The organism is Thermoanaerobacter sp. YS13 (assembly GCF_000806225.2).
GTDB classification, from domain to species: Bacteria; Bacillota; Thermoanaerobacteria; order Thermoanaerobacterales; family Thermoanaerobacteraceae; genus Thermoanaerobacter; species Thermoanaerobacter uzonensis.
In genome coordinates, this window is the sequence record NZ_JOOI01000001.1 from 633,858 (window position 1) to 652,500 (window position 18,643).

General features: G+C 34.4%; 17 protein-coding genes, 2 rRNA genes and 1 pseudogene (1 of these 20 running past the window's edge). 1 reads left to right on the forward strand and 19 read right to left on the reverse strand.

Annotated elements, in window-relative coordinates:
- Positions 1-7 precede the first annotated feature (7 nt).
- From rlmN to THYS13_RS03385, 15 genes and pseudogenes are all read right to left on the reverse strand, one after another.
- Positions 8-1,036 carry a 23S rRNA (adenine(2503)-C(2))-methyltransferase RlmN gene (rlmN, locus tag THYS13_RS03315; RefSeq protein ID WP_042833148.1) on the reverse strand — a complete coding sequence of 343 codons (1,029 nt, stop codon included), beginning with the start codon at positions 1,034-1,036 and terminating at the stop codon, positions 8-10.
- A gap of 97 nt (positions 1,037-1,133) precedes the next feature.
- Positions 1,134-2,469, reverse strand: a pseudogene (gene rsmB, locus THYS13_RS14885) (16S rRNA (cytosine(967)-C(5))-methyltransferase RsmB).
- A gap of 18 nt (positions 2,470-2,487) precedes the next feature.
- The gene (locus THYS13_RS03325) at positions 2,488-3,171 is read right to left on the reverse strand and encodes a zinc metallopeptidase (protein ID WP_042833149.1); all 684 of its coding nucleotides are present in this window, start codon (positions 3,169-3,171) and stop codon (positions 2,488-2,490) included.
- Between the two features lie 5 nt (positions 3,172-3,176).
- Complete coding sequence (locus THYS13_RS03330; protein ID WP_042833150.1) at positions 3,177-3,929, reverse strand: DUF116 domain-containing protein; 753 nt, start codon at positions 3,927-3,929, stop codon at positions 3,177-3,179.
- 20 nt (positions 3,930-3,949) lie between these two features.
- The gene (gene fmt, locus THYS13_RS03335) at positions 3,950-4,879 is read right to left on the reverse strand and encodes a methionyl-tRNA formyltransferase (protein ID WP_042833926.1); all 930 of its coding nucleotides are present in this window, start codon (positions 4,877-4,879) and stop codon (positions 3,950-3,952) included.
- Positions 4,880-4,883: 4 nt separating this feature from the next.
- Positions 4,884-5,363, reverse strand: a complete 480-nt coding sequence (gene def, locus THYS13_RS03340; RefSeq protein WP_042833151.1) for a peptide deformylase — start codon at positions 5,361-5,363, stop codon at positions 4,884-4,886.
- Between the two features lie 19 nt (positions 5,364-5,382).
- Positions 5,383-7,581 carry a primosomal protein N' gene (gene priA, locus THYS13_RS03345; protein ID WP_042833152.1) on the reverse strand — a complete coding sequence of 733 codons (2,199 nt, stop codon included), beginning with the start codon at positions 7,579-7,581 and terminating at the stop codon, positions 5,383-5,385.
- 50 nt (positions 7,582-7,631) lie between these two features.
- Positions 7,632-8,831, reverse strand: coding sequence for a bifunctional phosphopantothenoylcysteine decarboxylase/phosphopantothenate--cysteine ligase CoaBC (gene coaBC / locus THYS13_RS03350; protein ID WP_042833153.1), 1,200 nt, complete (start codon positions 8,829-8,831; stop codon positions 7,632-7,634).
- Positions 8,832-8,842: 11 nt separating this feature from the next.
- Complete coding sequence (gene rpoZ, locus THYS13_RS03355) at positions 8,843-9,055, reverse strand: DNA-directed RNA polymerase subunit omega (RefSeq protein ID WP_042833154.1); 213 nt, start codon at positions 9,053-9,055, stop codon at positions 8,843-8,845.
- Positions 9,052-9,675, reverse strand: a complete 624-nt coding sequence (gene gmk, locus THYS13_RS03360; RefSeq protein WP_042833156.1) for a guanylate kinase — start codon at positions 9,673-9,675, stop codon at positions 9,052-9,054. Before gmk ends, rpoZ begins: the two co-directional genes overlap by 4 nt.
- Before the next feature lie 9 nt (positions 9,676-9,684).
- Positions 9,685-9,975: an extracellular matrix/biofilm regulator RemA gene (remA, locus tag THYS13_RS03365; protein WP_003868203.1), complete on the reverse strand. Its 291-nt coding sequence runs from the start codon at positions 9,973-9,975 to the stop codon at positions 9,685-9,687.
- 12 nt (positions 9,976-9,987) lie between these two features.
- Positions 9,988-10,860 (reverse strand): YicC/YloC family endoribonuclease, encoded by an 873-nt coding sequence (locus THYS13_RS03370; protein ID WP_042833157.1) that lies wholly within the window; start codon positions 10,858-10,860, stop codon positions 9,988-9,990.
- 45 nt (positions 10,861-10,905) lie between these two features.
- Complete coding sequence (dapF, locus tag THYS13_RS03375; protein WP_042833158.1) at positions 10,906-11,730, reverse strand: diaminopimelate epimerase; 825 nt, start codon at positions 11,728-11,730, stop codon at positions 10,906-10,908.
- A 91-nt stretch (positions 11,731-11,821) separates the two neighbouring features.
- Positions 11,822-12,952 carry an MFS transporter gene (locus tag THYS13_RS03380; RefSeq protein WP_042833159.1) on the reverse strand — a complete coding sequence of 377 codons (1,131 nt, stop codon included), beginning with the start codon at positions 12,950-12,952 and terminating at the stop codon, positions 11,822-11,824.
- Positions 12,953-12,967: 15 nt separating this feature from the next.
- The gene (locus THYS13_RS03385; protein WP_042833160.1) at positions 12,968-13,495 is read right to left on the reverse strand and encodes a Chromate resistance protein ChrB; all 528 of its coding nucleotides are present in this window, start codon (positions 13,493-13,495) and stop codon (positions 12,968-12,970) included.
- 194 nt (positions 13,496-13,689) lie between these two features.
- On the opposite strand from THYS13_RS03385, the gene THYS13_RS03390 reads away from it, so the two are divergent.
- Entirely contained in the window at positions 13,690-15,402 is a 1,713-nt protein-coding gene (locus tag THYS13_RS03390) for an NFACT family protein (protein ID WP_042833161.1), read from the forward strand.
- A 375-nt stretch (positions 15,403-15,777) separates the two neighbouring features.
- Here THYS13_RS03390 and thpR read toward each other — a convergent pair whose 3' ends face one another.
- The 4 genes from thpR to THYS13_RS03410 all read right to left on the reverse strand — a co-directional run.
- On the reverse strand, positions 15,778-16,326 hold the full coding sequence (gene thpR, locus THYS13_RS03395) for an RNA 2',3'-cyclic phosphodiesterase (RefSeq protein WP_042833162.1): 549 nt from the start codon (positions 16,324-16,326) through the stop codon (positions 15,778-15,780).
- Between the two features lie 15 nt (positions 16,327-16,341).
- Positions 16,342-16,911, reverse strand: coding sequence for a GNAT family N-acetyltransferase (locus THYS13_RS03400; protein WP_042833163.1), 570 nt, complete (start codon positions 16,909-16,911; stop codon positions 16,342-16,344).
- A 109-nt stretch (positions 16,912-17,020) separates the two neighbouring features.
- Positions 17,021-17,129 (reverse strand): 5S ribosomal RNA (gene rrf / locus THYS13_RS03405).
- A gap of 30 nt (positions 17,130-17,159) precedes the next feature.
- A 23S ribosomal RNA gene (locus THYS13_RS03410) occupies positions 17,160-18,643 on the reverse strand; it runs 1,753 nt beyond the window's last position.

The window sequence follows — 18,643 nt, forward strand, 5'->3', positions numbered from 1 at the left end:
AAAAACCCTACCTTTCCTTTAAATACTTTCTCCTCAGCTGTCCACAGGCAGCTTCAATATCGCTTCCCAATTCCCTTCTAACCGTACAAGATATCCCTGCATCGTCAACAATTTTTTTAAACATCATGACTTTTTCATTGTTTGCTTTTTTAAAACCTATTTCTTTTACATAATTAATAGGTATCAAATTGACATGGCACAACATCCCTTTTACTAAATCAACCAATTGATACGCATGTTCTTTTTTATCATTTACTCCTTCAATCAACGAATACTCAAAAGTTATCCTGCGCCTTGTTTTTTCTACATAATACTTACAAGCTTTCATCAATTCCTCTAATGGATAAGCCTTATTTATTGGCATTAGTTGAGTTCTCAATTCATCATTAGGAGCATGTAATGAAATAGATAAATTAACCTGTAGTTTTTCATCTGCAAATTGATAAATTTTAGGAACTATTCCACAAGTAGATATAGTTATATGCCTGCCGCCTATTCCTAAACCGTGAGGGTTATTCACTATTTTTATAAATTTCATCACTTCATCATAATTGTCAAAAGGTTCCCCACTTCCCATCAAAACAATATTAGAAATCTTGCCATAGTCGCCGTCTATAGCAATAACTTGGTCTACCATCTCTGAAGCTTTCAAATCTCTAACTTTACCTCCAATAGCAGAAGCACAAAAGCTACATCTCATATTGCACCCTACTTGAGTAGAAACACAAGCAGTATTTCCAAACCTGTATTTTATAGCAACTCCTTCAATAATATTGTTGTCTTCCAACAAAAAAAGGTATTTCACCGTATCATCTATTTCAGAAACCCTTCTTGCTTCAATTTTTAGTTGTGAAATATAAGCGATTTCTTTTAATTTTGAGCGCAAATTCTTAGAGATATCTGTCATTTCGTCAAAATCTGTAATTTTTTTGTCGTAAATCCACTTGTAAATCTGCTTAGCTCTATATCTACTCTCTCCAATATTTACAAAGAATTCTTCCATTTCTTCCAAGGTCATATCCTTTAAATTGTACAACTCAAATTACCTCCGTGTTCATTTAAGATTAAAATTTGTCCCTGTCAAGGATCAATAGGTAACTTATTTAGCTGACATTTTGCACAAGCTAACTCCCCTATTTTATCCTTCTTAACTTACTTATAAAAAAGCCATCAATTTCATGTTCTAAAGGTGTAGTTTGCACATATCCTAAAGAATCAGTTTCAATGCTTAATCCACTTGGCATCTCAGCTTTTATATCAACCAATTTAAAATCAGGGTGTTCTTTTAAAAATTTCATTATTATATCTTGATTTTCTTCCTTTCCTATAGTACAAGTACTATACACTAAAAATCCACCTTTTTTTACATATTTTGAACTGGAATCTAATATTTTATATTGAGTTTCAATTAATTCTGAAATTTCTTTTCTCGTATAATTCTTTAACTTAATATCGGGTTTTTTTCTGATTATACCGATACCTGTACAAGGAACATCTGCTAAAACTTTATCAGCCTTTTCCAGATATTTTTTATTGACAAAAGTAGAATCAAAGGCCTCAGTTTTTACGTTTGTAATTCCCAATCTTTTACAATTTTCTTTTATCAATTCCAACCTATGAGGATGCAAATCAAAAGCGATAACTTCACCACTATTTTTCATCAATTGTGCTATATGAGTCGTTTTACCACCAGGAGCAGCACATACATCTATTACTGTGTCTCCTTCTTTAGGATTTAAAATTTTAGAAACCAACATAGAAGCCTCATCCTGAATGTAAATAAGCCCTTCTTTGTACAATTGATGATTTTCAGGGTTTTTAATATCTATATACAATGCTTCTTCTAGATAATAGCCTTTTTTTATAAGCTATACCGTCAGAATCTAATAGCCTATTGAAATCTTCAATATCAATTTTTAGAGTATTAACCCTGTAGCAAATTTCAGGCCTTTCATTTAAACTTTTTAAAAGCTCCTCTGCTTTCTCTTCATCATAATTATTTAGTAATCTTTCCACAATCCAATCAGGATAAGAATATGTTACCTTCAAATATTGCTTTAAATCCCTCTCTTTATCAGGGAAAATTACTTTTTCTTTTTCTCTCTCATAGTTTCTTAAAACTGCATTTATAAAATTGGCTCTTTTTATCCCTAATACTTTTTTAGCTATATTAACTGTCTCATTTATAGCTGCATAAGAAGGAACTTTGTCCATGTACAAAAGCTGGTATAATCCCATTTCAAGAAAAATCATGGTTTTTAAATCCGGAGCCTTCTTTACAAAAAAAGAAAGTATAAAATCTAATGTGTACTTTCTCTCAATAACACCAAATACCAACTCTTTAGTAAAACCTCTATCTATTTCTTTTAATTCTTGACTTCTTAAATGCTTATTAAAGGAAATATTCGCATAAGCTTCTTTTGACAACACTTCTTGAAGTATTTCATAAGCTATTTCTCTTGGTTTCATTTATTGTTTTTTTCTCCTTTACTCTCTGCTATTTCTTATAATAATCAATCTTAAAAGCTGCATAATAGAAACTAATGCTGCAGCTACATAAGTCAAAGCAGCAGCTTGTAAAACCTTCCGAGCGGGTTCAATATCATCTCTTGTAAAAAGCGCATTTGATTGAAGAAGCGCTATTGCCCTATTGCTTGCATTAAATTCTACAGGCAAAGTAATAACTTGAAAAAGCACTGCTGCACTAAAAAGAAGTATACCTATATTTATCAAATGTAAGCCAGGAGCACCCATGAAAAATCCCAAAATTACTAAAGGCCAAGCTAAATTAGCCCCTAAATTAGCTACAGGAACAAGACTGTTTCTTACAGTCAAAGGCACATAGCCTTTTGCGTGTTGTATCGCATGCCCTGCTTCATGGGCAGCTACTCCTATTGCAGCTATAGATTCACTCCCATAAACAGATTCAGAAAGTCTTAAAACTTTTGTTCTTGGATCATAATGGTCAGTCAAATTGCCCGGTATCCTTTCAATTCTAACGTCATAAAGCCCCATACTATCCAATATCTTTCTCGCTACTTCCTCTGCGGTATATCCATATCTATTTCTGACGCGAGCATACTTACTAAAAGTACTCTGCACCTTAGCTTGTGCATACATAGCAAATATTAAAGCAGGTATTAAAAGTATTATTGTAGTATCCCAAAACATATTATTCACCCTCCATTTAACAATTTTTTTATAGTCTCTTCAATTTTTTGCACATCTACCCGAGTGTTAAAGCAAGGACCATTAGGTCTCTCATTTATTATACCATACACAGGGATTTGCTTCACGTCCTGCATGCCACTTGTCAAATCTCTTTCACAAGCAATTGCTATTATTACCTTTGGCTCTGTGTCCTTTACTACTTTTCTTGCAAGAGTACCTCCTGTAGCAACTGCCACATTTATACCATATTTTTCTTTAAAGTTTACCAAATCATTGATCTGGCACTTCCCACATCGTCTACAATTTTCTACATCATAAGTCACTTTAAATTTACAGCCGCTGTATTGTATGCAATGAGGTGCCAATATCAATATGTCTTGTGAAGCATATCTCTTTATATTTTTATTAAACAAAAAATTCTTTATTTCAATGTAAGACTGCTCTACCTTTTCAATTTTTAAATCCAAAACTCTTGCTACAAATACCACTAAGGGATAAAAAAGATCTAAGAAATTTGCTATGAAAGAACTCAAAAATTTGTTAGATTTTTTACTGACCACCACATAAAAAGTTGCTCCAATAACAGCTACAATTAAAGCCATCAAAAAGAGAACAAAAATCATTAACGTCATAAATAGATATTTATAAAGTTCAATTCTACCTCTATTTATTACGTATAAAATTCCTAAAACAATTAAAGTAAAAACCAAAAAGGTAACTGCCAATATCCCCAAAAAAACTCTTTTTTTTCCCTTCAAAAGTAATTCTCCTTTTTAAATTATCTAAAGATTGTCCCTTCAGGTATATTGTGACCTATTAAATATTCCCTAATACCCATTTTTTTAGAACCTTCTTGTTGAATTTCTACTATCTTTAGGGCGTCTTTATCGCATTTCACAATTAAATCCCCTTTTGACTTTAAAACTGTTCCATTTTCTTCATTCCCATTGTATTCAACTATCTCGCCTTTCCAAATTTTCAACATTTTATCTTCATAAAAAGTGTAACAACCAGGCCAAGGTTTCATTCCCCTTATCAAATTTCGGATTTCTTCTGCCGTTTTGTTCCAATCTATATGTCCCATTTCTTTAGTAAGTATTGGTGAATAAGAAGCCTCCTCTTCCCGCTGTTTCACAGGAATCAAAGTACCTTTTTCCAACGCCTTTAAGGTTTCTATCAAAACCTCTGCTCCTAATCGAGAAAGCTTATCATGAAGTGTTTCCGCATCATCTTCCTCTAAAATATGAATAGATTTTTTGATAAGCATATCTCCTGTATCCAATCCCTTATCCATAAGCATTGTAGTAATACCCGTTTCTTTTTCACCATTGATTATAGCCCAATTAATCGGAGCAGCTCCTCTGTATTTGGGCAAAAGAGAAGCATGGACATTTATGCAGCCGTATTTGGGCAGTGTCAAAACCTCTTCAGGCAAAATCTTTCCATAAGCTGCAACAACTATGACATCGGGATTTATCTCTTTTAATCTGTTTAAAAACTCTGGATTGTTTTTTATTTTCTCCGGCTGTAAAATTTCTACTCCTTTTTGCAATGCCACTTCTTTAACAGGAGAAAAACTAAGTTTCATTCCCCTCCCTTTCTGTTTATCTGGCTGCGTAACCACTGCAGCCACATCATACCCTTCTTCAAAAAGTTTTTGCAAAGAGGGGACAGCAAAGTCAGGCGTCCCCATAAAGACAATTTTCAACAAGTCATACCTCCTTGACATTTTCTTTTTCTTCTTCATCTAAAAATCTTATAGCCTTATCTATAAATAGAACTCCGTTTAAGTGGTCTATTTCATGGCATAAAGCTCTTGCCAATAAGTCCTCTCCTTCAATTTCCCTCTCTTTACCTTCTCTATCCAAATATTTTACTTTTACTTTTTTAGGCCTTTTAACCTCTCCTACTACTCCAGGAATACTTAAACAGCCTTCGGCCCCTACCTGTTCTCCTTCTTCATACACAATTTCAGGGTTTATAAGCTCTAAAAGTCCTTCCCCCACATCTATGACAACTAACCTTCTCAAAACTCCTATTTGATTAGCAGCTAATCCAACTCCATCATTGAGATACATAGTTTGTGCCATATCCTCTAATATAGTGAGAATATGAGGATTTACCTCTGTAACAGGTTTTGCTTTTTTTCTTAAGACCTCATCTCCATTTTTTCTAATATACCTTATTGCCAAAATAAATACCTCCTTAAATTTACATGATATTCAAAGGGTCAATGTCTACAGCTATCCTTATATCCTTAGGATATTTCATCTTTTGAATTTCTTCTGCTATCTCCGTCAAGATATTTCTATCTTCACTTTTTAAAATGACCTGCCATCTATATCGGTTGTTTATCTTACTTATAGGAGCTGGAGCAGGTCCTAGTATTTTATTATAACTCTTATTTTGAAGTTTGTTAATAAGCTTTTGACAAGTTAAATAAGTGTTTGCAGCAGTGTTTTTAACCTCTTCTTCCTCTTCTCCTGATATCACTATATTCATTAGATGTGAAAAGGGAGGATATCTAAAAATTTCTCTGTATTTTATCTCTTCGTTGTAAAACTTCACATAATTTTGCTGTTTTGCGGTAACTATACTATAGTGGTCATCTTCATAGGTCTGTATTACTACTCTTCCAGGCTTTTCACCTCTTCCTGCCCTTCCAGCTACCTGAGTAAGCAGCTGAAAAGTCCTCTCACTGGACCTAAAATCAGGAAGATTCAAAGTTATATCCGCAAGTATTACTCCCACCAACGTAACATTTGGAATGTCAAAGCCTTTAGATATCATTTGCGTACCGATTAGAATGTCTGCCTTACCATTTCTAAAGTCATAAAAAATTTTCTCATGAGACCCTTTTTTTCTTGTGGTATCTACATCCATCCTCAAAACTCTTGCATTAGGAAAAAACTTTTTTATGTCGTTTTCTACTCTTTCGGTCCCTATGCCTAAATACCTTATTCTTTTACTTCCACATTTAGGACATGTATCTTTCATAGTCTCCTCATAACCGCAATAATGGCAAACCAATTTTTTATCTTCAAAATGATAAGTTAAAGAAATATCACAATTAGGACATTTGGGCACATAGCCACAATCTCTGCAGGAAACAAATGAAGAGTATCCTCTTCTGTTTAAAAAAAGAATAGTTTGCTCTTTCCTTTTAAGATTTTCTTTTATATAGGAAAATAATTTGCGACTAAATATTGAAGTATTTCCGCTTGCCAATTCCTCACTCATATTGACAACTTCTATCTGCGGCATATAAACATTAATCCTTTTTGTAAGTCTTATAAGTTTATATTCTCCTTTATTAGCTTTATAATAGGTCTCTAAAGAAGGAGTAGCACTGGCCATAACCAGGACTGCTTTTTCTATTTCACACCGCTTTTCTGCCACTTCTTTAGCATTATATTTAGGTCTTAAGTCTGATTGTTTGTAGGTAGTCTCATGTTCCTCGTCAATTATAATAAGGCCAATATTATTAAAAGGGGCAAAAACTGCATTTCTCACACCAACTACTACGTCCACTAAACCATTTTTTACTTTTCGCCATTCATCAAAGCGTTCTCCCGGTGAAAGGCCACTGTGAATTACAGCCACTCTATTGCCAAATCGACTCACAAACCTTTCAATAGTCTGAGGCGTCAATGAGATTTCTGGTACTAAAACTATAGCGCTTTTGCCTATTTTTATAGCTTCATCTATTAATTGAAGATAAACTTCAGTTTTGCCACTTCCTGTTACACCAAAAAGCAAATATTTATCAAAAGTGCCTGTCAAGATAGAACTTTTAACCTCTTCTACAGCTCTTTGTTGTTCTTCTGTCAATAATAGAGGCTTGGTTCTTTCAATATCTTTTACACTAAATCTCAATACTTCTTCCTCATAAATTTCTATATACCCTTTATTTTGTAAACTTCTTATAACTCCATAGTCTATATTGAGCACCTTAACAAGCTCAGAAAGCCTAATAGGACTTCTATTTTTTAAATACTGTAATATTTCGTATTGCTTTGGCGCCTTTTTGGGAAGCTGTGGAGGTATTTCATCAATATTTATTTTCACAACCTTTACTTTCTTTTCCCCTTGCTTTATCCCTACAGGCATTATAGTCTGGAGAGCTTCAGAAAAATAACATTTATAATATTCCTTTATCCACTTAGCCAGTTCAATCATTTTTTCATCAAATATGCTATAGCTGTCTAAAATCCTATGGATATCCTTTATTTTATTCACTGAATAAGACGCCTTGTCAGTAATACTTATTACATAACCATCTATAAACCTATTATTAAAAGGAACAGATACCCTCATACCAACTTTTATATCCATTCCTTCAGGAATACGATAAGTGTATACCCTGTCAGTATTAGAAGATTTAATGTCTACAACGACCTCGGCAAACATGGCAACCTCCGCCTGTTAAATATTTACCAAATAAAAAAAGCCAAAAGGCCTTACAACAATTTAGCTATTTCATCTAATATCACATGAGAAGCTTCAATCTTTGTCATCAAAGGATACTCCTTTACGTTTAAATTTCTATCTATGATTTTTATTATATTAGTGTCTACTTCAAAACCTGCTCCTTTTTGAGTTACGTCATTTGCAACTATTAAATCCATATTTTTCTCCTTTAACTTTCTTTGCGCATATTCTACTAAATTAGTAGTTTCAGCAGCAAAGCCTATCAAAATCTTGTTTCCTTTTTTCTGTCCTACTTCATACATTATGTCTGGATTTTTAACCAATTCAATAGTTAATTTCTCTTCATCTTTTTTTATCTTTTCTTTTTTCATCTCTTTAGGTCTGTAGTCAGAAACAGCTGCAGCCCCTATGACAATGTCTACTTCATTAAGATGCATCATGACAGCATTGTACATATCTACCGCTGTTTCTACAGGAATAAAAGTCACATCTTTAGGTACCTCTATATAAGTAGGCCCAGAAATTAAAATCACTTGTGCCCCTCTTTCTACTAAAGCTTTTGCAATCTCATAGCCCATTTTACCCGAAGAGCGATTTGTAATGTATCTTACAGGGTCAAGAGGCTCTCGAGTAGGCCCTGCTGTTACTAATACCTTTTTCCCTTCAAAATCTCTTTTTTCCTTATTGTCCAATAACTCTAAAATAGCTTTTTCAATCTCATCTACATCAGCCAATCTTCCTGCGCCATAAGTCCCACAAGCAAGCCTTCCGGCAGCTGGCTCCACAAATAAAAAACCATATTCTTTTAGAATTTTAATATTCTTTTGAGTTACAGGATTGGTATACATGTTTGTATTCATGGCGGGAGCAATTAATACAGGACTCTTTGTAGCAAGAATAGTAGTAGTTAACATATCGTCTGCAATCCCATGAGCAATTTTAGCAATAATATTTGCAGTTGCTGGAACTATTGCAAATACATTTGCTTTTTTTGCTAAAGAAATATGTTCAATCTCCCAATATTTCCTATCTGCAAACATATCAACAACTACTTTATTGTTAGTTAAAGCCTCAAAAGTGAGAGGGCTTATGAAATTTGTAGCTTCCTTTGTCATTATGACATCCACATTTATGTCTTTTTTTACTAATCGAGATGTAAGGTCAGCAGCTTTATAAGCTGCTATACCTCCTGTAACCCCTAATACTACATTTTTTTTGCTTGTATTCATTTCAACACCCTCTATTTTATTCCATATTTTTGCGGTCTTTGATAAGTAATAAGTCCTTTATTTACTTCTTCTGTAGCAATTGTTACAGGTTTATCAGAATCTATGTCTAATAATTTAGTGTCACCAGCAATAATCTGTCTTGCTCTTTTTGCAACTAAAGAACACAAAGTATATTTGCTATCCACTTTTTCCATTAAATCTACAATTGATGGATATAAAATCATGTCAATCCCTCCCTGATTTCTAAGTACAAATCTTTATTTCTATCAACTCTGCATTTTTCTGCAATAATTATAGCTCTAATTTTTTCAACCGCTTCTTCTACACTATCATTTATAACTACATAATTGTACTTGGAAACATAATTTAATTCTTCATAAGCACTTTTAAATCTTTTTATTATCTCCTCTTCTGTCTCTGTCCCCCGTTTTTTAATCCTATTTTTTAATTCTTCCATTGAAGGAGGCAATATGAAAATAAATACTCCTTCTGGAAACTTCTCTTTTATCTTTAAAGCTCCTTGAATATCTATCTCTAAAACCACATCATTTCCTTCTTCTAAATTTTTTAATACGAAATCCTTTGGTGTTCCATAGTAGTGGTCGTATACCTTTGCCCATTCTAATAAAGAATCATTTTCTATCATTTTCTCAAATTCTTCTTCCGATTTAAAAAAATAGTTTTTCCCTTCTATTTCTCCGCTTCTTGGCTGACGGGTAGTGGCAGATATACTCAATTTTAAATCTTTCTCTTTTTCCATCAAAGCTTTGCATATCGTCCCTTTCCCTGCCCCTGACGGCCCAGAAAGTACAATAAGTAACCCTTTTTTCTTTTTCGACAACACAAATTCCCCCTACTCTTCCTCTTCTTCCTCTTCTTCTAAAGTATCTTCTAATATCTCCTTGTTAGAATTGAGACGATTAGCTACGGTCTCTGGTTGAACAGCAGAAAGTATTATGTGGTCACTATCAGTAATTATAACGGCTCTTGTTCTTCTACCATATGTAGCATCGATAAGCATACCTCTATTTTTTGCCTCTTGAATTATTCTTTTTATAGGTGCAGATTCTGGACTAACTATTGCCACCAATCTATTAGCCGAAATTATATTGCCAAAACCAATATTTATTAATTTAATCGACATACTTTTTCCTCCCTACTCAATATTTTGAACTTGTTCTCTAATTTTTTCAATTTCATTTTTCAAATCAATGACTTTACTAGAAATTCTATAGTCTATTGACTTTGAAGCAATGGTATTAGCTTCACGATTCATCTCTTGAACTATAAAATCCAATTTTTTACCTACAGACCCTTCTTCTTCTAAAGAATCTTTAAATTGGATAATGTGGCTTTTAAGCCTTGTTATTTCTTCAGCAATACATGACTTGTCAGCAATAATTGCTATTTCCATTGACATCCTATTATGATCTATATCTACCCCCAATTCTTTTATACGCTGTTCCAATCTTTTTCTATAATCTTCTACCATTACAAAACTCAAATCTTCAATCTCTTTTACTATATCTGAAATTTTGTCTATCCTATTAACTACATCAACGTATAATTTTATACCTTCTTTGTTTCTCATGTCAATGAGGTTATTAATAGCTTCACCCAATGGCAGTTTTAATAGCTCCCATATCTCTTCTAAATCCAAATCATCATTCTTTACTTTGATAACCTCTGGCAAATACACCAAATCACTTACCTTTATAAATCCTTCTAATTCAAATTTAGACTTTATATCAGTAAAAACTCTAAGATATTCTGACAAAAGACTCTCATCAATTTCTATAACATTAATGCTTTTTTCATATACTTCAAAGCCAATATTTAATTCTATTCTCCCTCTCTCAATCTGCTTTGAAACAAATTCTCTCACTTTTTCTTCAAGTCCACTTAAAAGTTTATTCATTCTGCAATTTATATCTAAAAATCTGTGGTTTAAAGATTTAATTTCCACAGTTATATAATAGCCTTTCTCCTTAATCTCACCTCTTCCATAACCGGTCATGCTTTTTATCATCATATCACCTTTTTCTTATTATAGTCAAATTCTCTCTGTATTAAACTAAAGCTCTATCTCACCTCTAAAGACTTCTTCCACACTTCCTGATAAATAAATACTATTGTCTTCCAACCATTCTACTAAAAGTTTTCCAGCTTTAAAATGGACATTGACATTTCGCTCCGTTTTACCTAAAACTGCTGAAGCTACTGCAGAGGCACAGGCACCGCTTCCACAAGCAAGAGTAAGCCCCACACCTCTTTCCCAAGTCCTTACAGAAATATTTTCTTTATCTTCTACTTTTACAAAATCTACATTTGTGCCTTGAGGGAAAAGGGAAGATTTTTCAATTTTAGGACCTAATTCTTTAATCATATTTTCATCTAATGATTCTACAAAAACAATAGTATGAGGCACTCCTACCCTTAGAGAAGTTAATTTATAAACTTTCCCCTCTATTTTTACTGGCTCATTTATAAATTTTTGCTTGTCACTTTTTACAGGTATTTTGCTAGCTTCAAAAATGGGATTGCCCATATAAACCTTTACACTTTCTACTTTCCCATTTTCTACAAAAACTTCTGGCATAATCACTCCCGCTAAGGTTTCCACTGCCATTTTCTCTTTTTTTACTATCCCTCTTTCATAAACATATTTTGCAAAACATCTAGAACCATTACCGCACATTTCTGCTTCGCTACCATCTGCATTAAAAATCCTCATCCTAATATCTGCAATTCCTGAAGGCTCAACAACTAAAAGACCATCCGCACCTATACCAAAATGCCTATCACAAAGTTTAATAGCTAATTCACTATAATCTACATTTTCTAGAGCCTCAATTACTATAAAGTCATTTCCCAAACCATGCATTTTAGTAAATTTCACCTATATCACTCCATTTTCTAATCTTCAAGGATATTATAACACAAAAATGGCTAATTTGGTTAGATATTTTAAGAAAATGTGAGGAAAACAATCATAAAACGATCATAAGGCCAATAGCAGCCAAAACTCCCATAATTCCGCCAAAATAAAAAGGTGCAGTTACTCCCAATGTATCCCAAAGTACTCCCGCTATAAAAGAAGCCGGTAAAAGGCCAATGCCTGTAAAAGTAGCATGAAGCCCTATAACTGTACCTTTTAAATGAGGTGGAGAAATCTCCGCAACTAAAGCTTTTTCAACACCCTCAGTCAAAGCGATGTATAGACCATAGACAGGGAATAACACCCACATAGCAGTTTTAAAACCCAAAATTGCAAATCCTAAATACACTATTCCATAAAAGAAATAACCCATAATGAGAAGCTTTTTTCTTCCTATCTTATCAGATAATCTTCCCATTGGATATGAAAATATCATGTAAACAATATTATACACCAAGTACAAAAGTATAACATCCGAATCACTAAAGCCCACATTTTTTGCTCTCAAAAGTAAAAATTGATTAGAAGAATTGCCTAAGGCAAAAATTAAAATAACTATTAAAAACATTTGAAGACGTCTATCAAGACTTTTCCAAGAAAATGAAAGTTTTTTTGAAAGTTCATGTTTTACTGTGCTTTCCTTAGCAAAAAACAGCACAATAACTCCTAAAAAAGCTGGTATCAGAGAATACATAAAAACTACTTTATAATCCCCTTTATAAGAAGCCAAAAAATAATACGCTAAAGTAATTCCAATCGTTGCGCCTAAAGTATCCAATGCCCTATGAAGTCCATATGCTCTCCCAATGTTTTCTTTATCTACAGCTTCAGCAATCAAAGCATCTCTTGGAGCTGTTCGTATTCCTTTTCCAAATCTGTCACTGGTTCTACCTAAAAAAACCCATACCCATGAAGTAGCAAAATACAAAAACATTTTTCCTATAGTAGAAAAAGAATATCCAGCTATAGCTAAAGGTTTTCTTTTACTTACTTTATCAGATATGTACCCTGAAAAAACCTTAAGTATACTAGCTAGACTTTCCGCAACCCCTTCAATAATCCCTACTATTGCCGGACTTGCCCAAAGTTGAGAAGTGAGAAAAAGTGGAATCAAAGGATATACCATTTCAGTAGATATATCTGTAAAAAGACTTGTCAACCCCAAAATAATTACATTTAACAATTAAAATGCCTCCCTTCACTCTTTATTATTTTCATAAACCAATGAAGCAAAATATTCAAAGTCTCGACTGGCTTTTTTTAATAAATCCTTAACCTCTTCTTTCATTTCACACTCAAACACATCTCTTTGGGCTACTTTTTCAAACCACTTATATAACTTATTCAACTCATCTTCATTTTCCTCTAATTCTGCAAAAGTAAAATTTTTTCTTGCTATCTCTTTTTCAATCTCTTTAAAAAACTCTTCACATTGTTCCTTTATTTCACTATATTCTTCCCTCCTTTGATGATTAAATTGTTTTACCACATCTTTCTCTATTTCTTCATCAAGGGCCACTACTTCAAAGGCTTTAAAATCTCCTCCAAAGCCTTTAATTTCATCCTTTAGCTTCTCTATTTCTTTTAAAAACCTTTCCACGTAAGGCACAATACATACAGACTGTTGTAAATACAAAGCGCCAATTTTTTTTATTCTTCTCCATATAGTAACTCTAGCTGTAGAAGAATCACTTGGGACCTTATACACAAAAAGTAACCACTTCAACTTTATACCTCCTCTATCTTTCTCTTGCTTTTCAATTTTCTACTTATGGCAATCAAACTTTAATTCCTATTTTTACATCTTGTTTTATTGTAACAAATGTTACAACTAAAATCAACACAATCATTTTTTCACTATTAAACCCTTCGATTTCATGGTATACTTTTTATATACAATAGAATCTGGAGGTTATAACTATGGCTTTGGACGGCATAACTTTACATGCAATAACAAAAGAATTAAAAGAAGAAATTATTGGTGGAAGAATTGATAAAATATATCAACCTGAAAAAGAAGAATTAATCTTTATAATACGAAATAAAGGTAAAAACTATAAACTGCTATTGTCTGCTAATGCAAATTATCCAAGAATATATCTTGCAGAAGAAAATAAAGAAAATCCTGCTGAGCCTCCAATGTTTTGCATGCTTTTAAGAAAATTTCTTCAAAACGGCAGGATAATAGATATAAAACAAGTAGAATTTGACAGAATAGTAAAAATCGATATAGAAACAAAAGACGAATTAGAAAATCAAACAATTAAAACTTTAATTATTGAAATAATGGGAAGATACAGCAATATCATATTAATTGACAAAGCTACTCAAACGATAATAGATAGCATAAAAAGAGTATATTCCGATATGAGTAAAGTAAGAGAAGTACTACCTGGGAGGCAATATGTCTATCCACCACTGCAGGAAAAGTTAAATATAAATAATCTCTCGCTACCTTCTTTTAAAGAAGCTGTTAACAACTACAAATCAAAAAAAATTGAAAAAACTCTAGTAGATATTTTACAAGGATTTAGCCCCACTTTAGCAAGAGAAGTTGCTTTTAGATGTAATGTATCTGACAGATTTGTAGAATCAATAGAAGATGAGCAAATTGAAAATCTATATCAACACATAAAAAAAATATATGAAGATGTTTTAAGCTTAAATTTAAAACCCTGCATTGCTTTTCAGAAAAATGAAATTATTGACTTTTCTTGTATTGATTTGACTCAATATATTACAAAAACTTTTTTCCCTACAGTAAATCAAGCTGCTTGTAAATTTTTCAGTGAAAAAGCAAATATAATAAATTTGCAAGCAAGGTCCTCGGATTTAAGAAAAATCATCAACAACAATTTAGAAAAACTTTATAACAAACTAGATAAGCTTCAACAAGAATTAAACGAAGCAAAAAATGCTGACACTTTTAGACTTTACGGTGAACTTATAACAGCAAATATGCACCTTCTAAAAAAAGGAATGGAAAGCCTCAAAACTATAAACTATTACACTGGTGAAGAAATCGAAATACCCATTGACAAAAAATATTCCCCTTCAGAAAATGCCCAAAGATATTTTAAAAAATACAGCAAGTTAAAAAATGCCAATAAAATAATAGAAAAACAAATATCCGATACTCTTCAGGAAATAACTTATTTAGAAGGTCAACTAGTGAACTTGGAAAATTGTACATTACCATCAGAAATAGAGGAAATAAAAAATGAACTATCTGAACAAGGGTATATACATAAGCAGCAAAAGAAAAAAATATCACGGCAAACTCTTTCTCAACCATTGCATGTAGTATCTTCAGACGGTTTCGACATATATATAGGGAAAAACAACACTCAAAACGATTATCTAACGTTAAAATTCGCAAATCCTAACGATATATGGCTTCACACAAAAGACATACCAGGGTCCCATGTCATAATAAAGACAAATAACAAATCTGTGCCTGAAACAACTCTTATTGAAGCTGCAAAATTAGCCGCCAAATATAGCAAAGCGAAAAATTCTTCAAATGTACCTGTTGATTATACCTTAAAAAAATATGTAAAAAAACCTTCTGGTGCAAAACCGGGCTTTGTAATATACACAAACCAAAAGACCCTTTATGTAAATCCAGAGTAAGATGCTTTTTAGGCATCTCAGTTTGTTGACAAAGTTAAAAAAATATTCAAAGGAGATATTTTGCATCGTCGCTCCGATGTTCCAAAGCGACAAAACTAAAGCTCGACCTTCAGGCTCTGGCAGGGTACCGGGCACAATCGGCATCCATGCCTTAAAGTGCCCGCCTTCGCCATCCATGGCTTCGGCCCTGCCTCCACCCTCGGTCTTGCTAAGTTTCCCGGCACTCAAGTAAGAAAGTTTATAAAGCAAAAATAGAAAAGACAAGCATACTTACTTGAGTGCCGGGCCGCTTTGTCACAAGTCGCTTCTTATGCAAAATATCTCCTTTACGAAAGTTTGTCTACAGTCTGAGATGCTTTTTAGGCATCTTATTTCTTATTTTAATGGCACACTTAATATAGGAATATATTTTCTTCTATTTTCTTGTATAACGCTCTCATACAAAAAAATTGTATCTACTAAAATAGCCTCTTTCTCTTGTTTTTCAAAAATATTATTTACTTCTTCTATGTCAATGCTTAAACGTATGTCTCTGGCAATAGTAATGTGTGAAGTAAATTTTCTTTCATCTTTTGCAAATCCTATTTTATATAATTCTTTATCTATATTGTGATGCAATTTATTTAGAAATTCACTTTCTTCTGTTCCTATCCACAGAACTCTCATCTCCTTATCACCTTTAAAAAATCCTACTTCTGAAAGTCGTATGTAAAAAGGGCTGATGCCTTTTACTGCAACTTTTACCGCATCTTCTATTTTAGAAATAGCCTCTACTTCTATTTCCCCTAAGAATTTTAATGTGATGTGGAAGTTATCTTTATAAGTCCATCTCCCTTTTACAGTATAATTTTTTAATGTTTCCTGAAATCTCACTATCTGCTCTATAGTTTTTTCGCTTATATCAATTCCAACGAAAGCTCTCACAGTTATCCTCCTTGTTCACTTATTATTGTTATTATTTCCCTGGTAATAATTGTTTCTATTAATAAACTCCTCTTTTAAAATTCCCATTACATATTCATTTATGTACTTACCATGCTTATATACTACTTCTCTCAATAGTCCTTCTTTTTTAAAACCACATTTTTCGTAACTTTTTATTGCCCTCTCATTAAAATCATAAACCCTTAACTCTACTCGATGTAAATTTAATTCATTAAAAATGAAATCCAGTAGTAAATTTAAAGCTTCCGTCCCATAGCCTTTATTTCTGTGTTTTTCTTCCCCAATCATTATAGCTATCTCACAGTTTCTATTTTTCCAGTCGACATTATTATATGAAACATTTCCTATATATTCACCTGTGCTCCTAAGTATTATAGCAAATTCTCCATTTTCTTTTGGATCTTTTTTTGTTTTCCACCTTTCTGCAACAGTTTCTACTGTAACAGGATATGGTATACCAGGCATCGTTAAATTTCTACTATCATCACTATTCCGAAACTCTACAAATTTTTCAAAATATTTGCTCTCAAATGGAACAAGTTCAATTCTATTACTTTTTAACACGGCCAAAACCCTCCAAAGAAATTTTTAATTTATTATAGCATAAAAAAACAGAAAAGAGATAGTCCATTTTAAAAACAGACTACCTCTTTTTAAATAATGTATAAAATTTTACCGGCAGCGACCTACTCTTCCGCGAAAGCAGTACCATCGGCGCTGGAGGGCTTAACTTCCGTGTTCGGAATGGGAACGGGTGTTTCCCCTCCGCTATCGCCACCGGAAATCTAGACCCTCAAAACTGCACAAAGCCAAAGGTCAAGTCCTCGACTGATTAGTACCGGTCAGCTAAAAGTGTTTCCACTCTTACACCCCCGGCCTATCTACCTCGTGGTCTTCGAGGTGTCTTACCCCGGCACTCAACTCTACTCACTAGTGGAAAGACTATTCTTTATCCTCTCTTTTAGCCATCTACGCCCTTGTCCTGACTTTTTTAAATGTTTCTCCCTTATCAACGCATCTTTTTTATCTCTATATGCTTCATAGTATACTAATCTCCATTTTCCTTCTCTTGTACTCTTTATTTCTTTTCGTTGATGCGCTAAATACCTTTCCTTTATATTAGACGTATAGCCTATATATATATCTTTCCTTTTTCATTTGTCAGGACATACACATAATACATCTTGCCTTCCTCCAGTAAGTATAGTTGAGTGCCGGGTGGGAAACCTAATCTTGAGGCGGGCTTCACGCTTAGATGCTTTCAGCGTTTATCCACTCCGAACTTGGCTACCCAGCTGTGCACCTGGCGGTGCAACTGGTACACCATCGGTTCGTCCATCCCGGTCCTCTCGTACTAGGGACAGTGCCTCTCAAGTTTCCTTCGCCCGCGACGGATAGGGACCGAACTGTCTCACGACGTTCTGAACCCAGCTCGCGTACCGCTTTAATGGGCGAACAGCCCAACCCTTGGGACCTACTTCAGCCCCAGGATGCGATGAGCCGACATCGAGGTGCCAAACCTCCCCGTCGATGTGGACTCTTGGGGGAGATCAGCCTGTTATCCCCGGGGTAGCTTTTATCCGTTGAGCGACGGCGTCCCCACTCACTGCCGCCGGATCACTAAGCCCGACTTTCGTCCCTGCTCGAGATGTCTCTCTCGCAGTCAGGCTACCTTCTGCCTTTATACTCTCTCGCGCGATTCCCGTCCGCGCTGAGGTAACCTTTGGACGCCTCCGTTACCCTTTAGGAGGCGACCGCCCCAGTCAAACTGCCCACCTGCCATTGTCCCTACGCCGGCTCCACGGCTATAGGTTAGAATTCCGGTAATCCCAGGGTGGTATCCCAACGCCGACTCCAGTAAGGCTGGCGCCCTACCTTCTCCGTCTCCCACCTATCCTGTACAAGAATTACCAAAATCCAGTGACAGGCTACAGTAAAGCTCCACGGGGTCTTTCTGTCCAATCGCGGGTAACTCGCATCTTCACGAGTACTACAATTTCACCGGGCCCCTCATCAAGACAGCGCCCAAGTCGTTACGCCTTTCGTGCGGGTCGGAACTTACCCGACAAGGAATTTCGCTACCTTAGGACCGTTATAGTTACGGCCGCCGTTCACTGGGGCTTCGGTTCAGAGCTTTTACCCTTCCCCTTAACCTTCCAGCACCGGGCAGGCGTCAGCCCCTATACTTCGTCTTCCGACTTAGCAGAGACCTGTGTTTTTGGTAAACAGTCGCTTGGGCCTCTTCTCTGCGGCCTTTCGGCACTCCTTCTCCCGAAGTTACGGAGTCATTTTGCCG

Coding starts and splice junctions, on each gene's coding strand:
- coaBC (WP_042833153.1), bottom strand. CDS start 8,831: ATGAATACAAGCAAAAAAAATGTAGTATTAGGGGTTACAGGAGGTATA.
- THYS13_RS03370 (WP_042833157.1), bottom strand. CDS start 10,860: ATGATAAAAAGCATGACCGGTTATGGAAGAGGTGAGATTAAGGAGAAA.
- remA (WP_003868203.1), bottom strand. CDS start 9,975: ATGTCGATTAAATTAATAAATATTGGTTTTGGCAATATAATTTCGGCT.
- priA (WP_042833152.1), bottom strand. CDS start 7,581: ATGTTTGCCGAGGTCGTTGTAGACATTAAATCTTCTAATACTGACAGG.
- THYS13_RS03390 (WP_042833161.1), top strand. CDS start 13,690: ATGGCTTTGGACGGCATAACTTTACATGCAATAACAAAAGAATTAAAA.
- rpoZ (WP_042833154.1), bottom strand. CDS start 9,055: ATGATTTTATATCCATCAATTGTAGATTTAATGGAAAAAGTGGATAGC.
- THYS13_RS03325 (WP_042833149.1), bottom strand. CDS start 3,171: ATGTTTTGGGATACTACAATAATACTTTTAATACCTGCTTTAATATTT.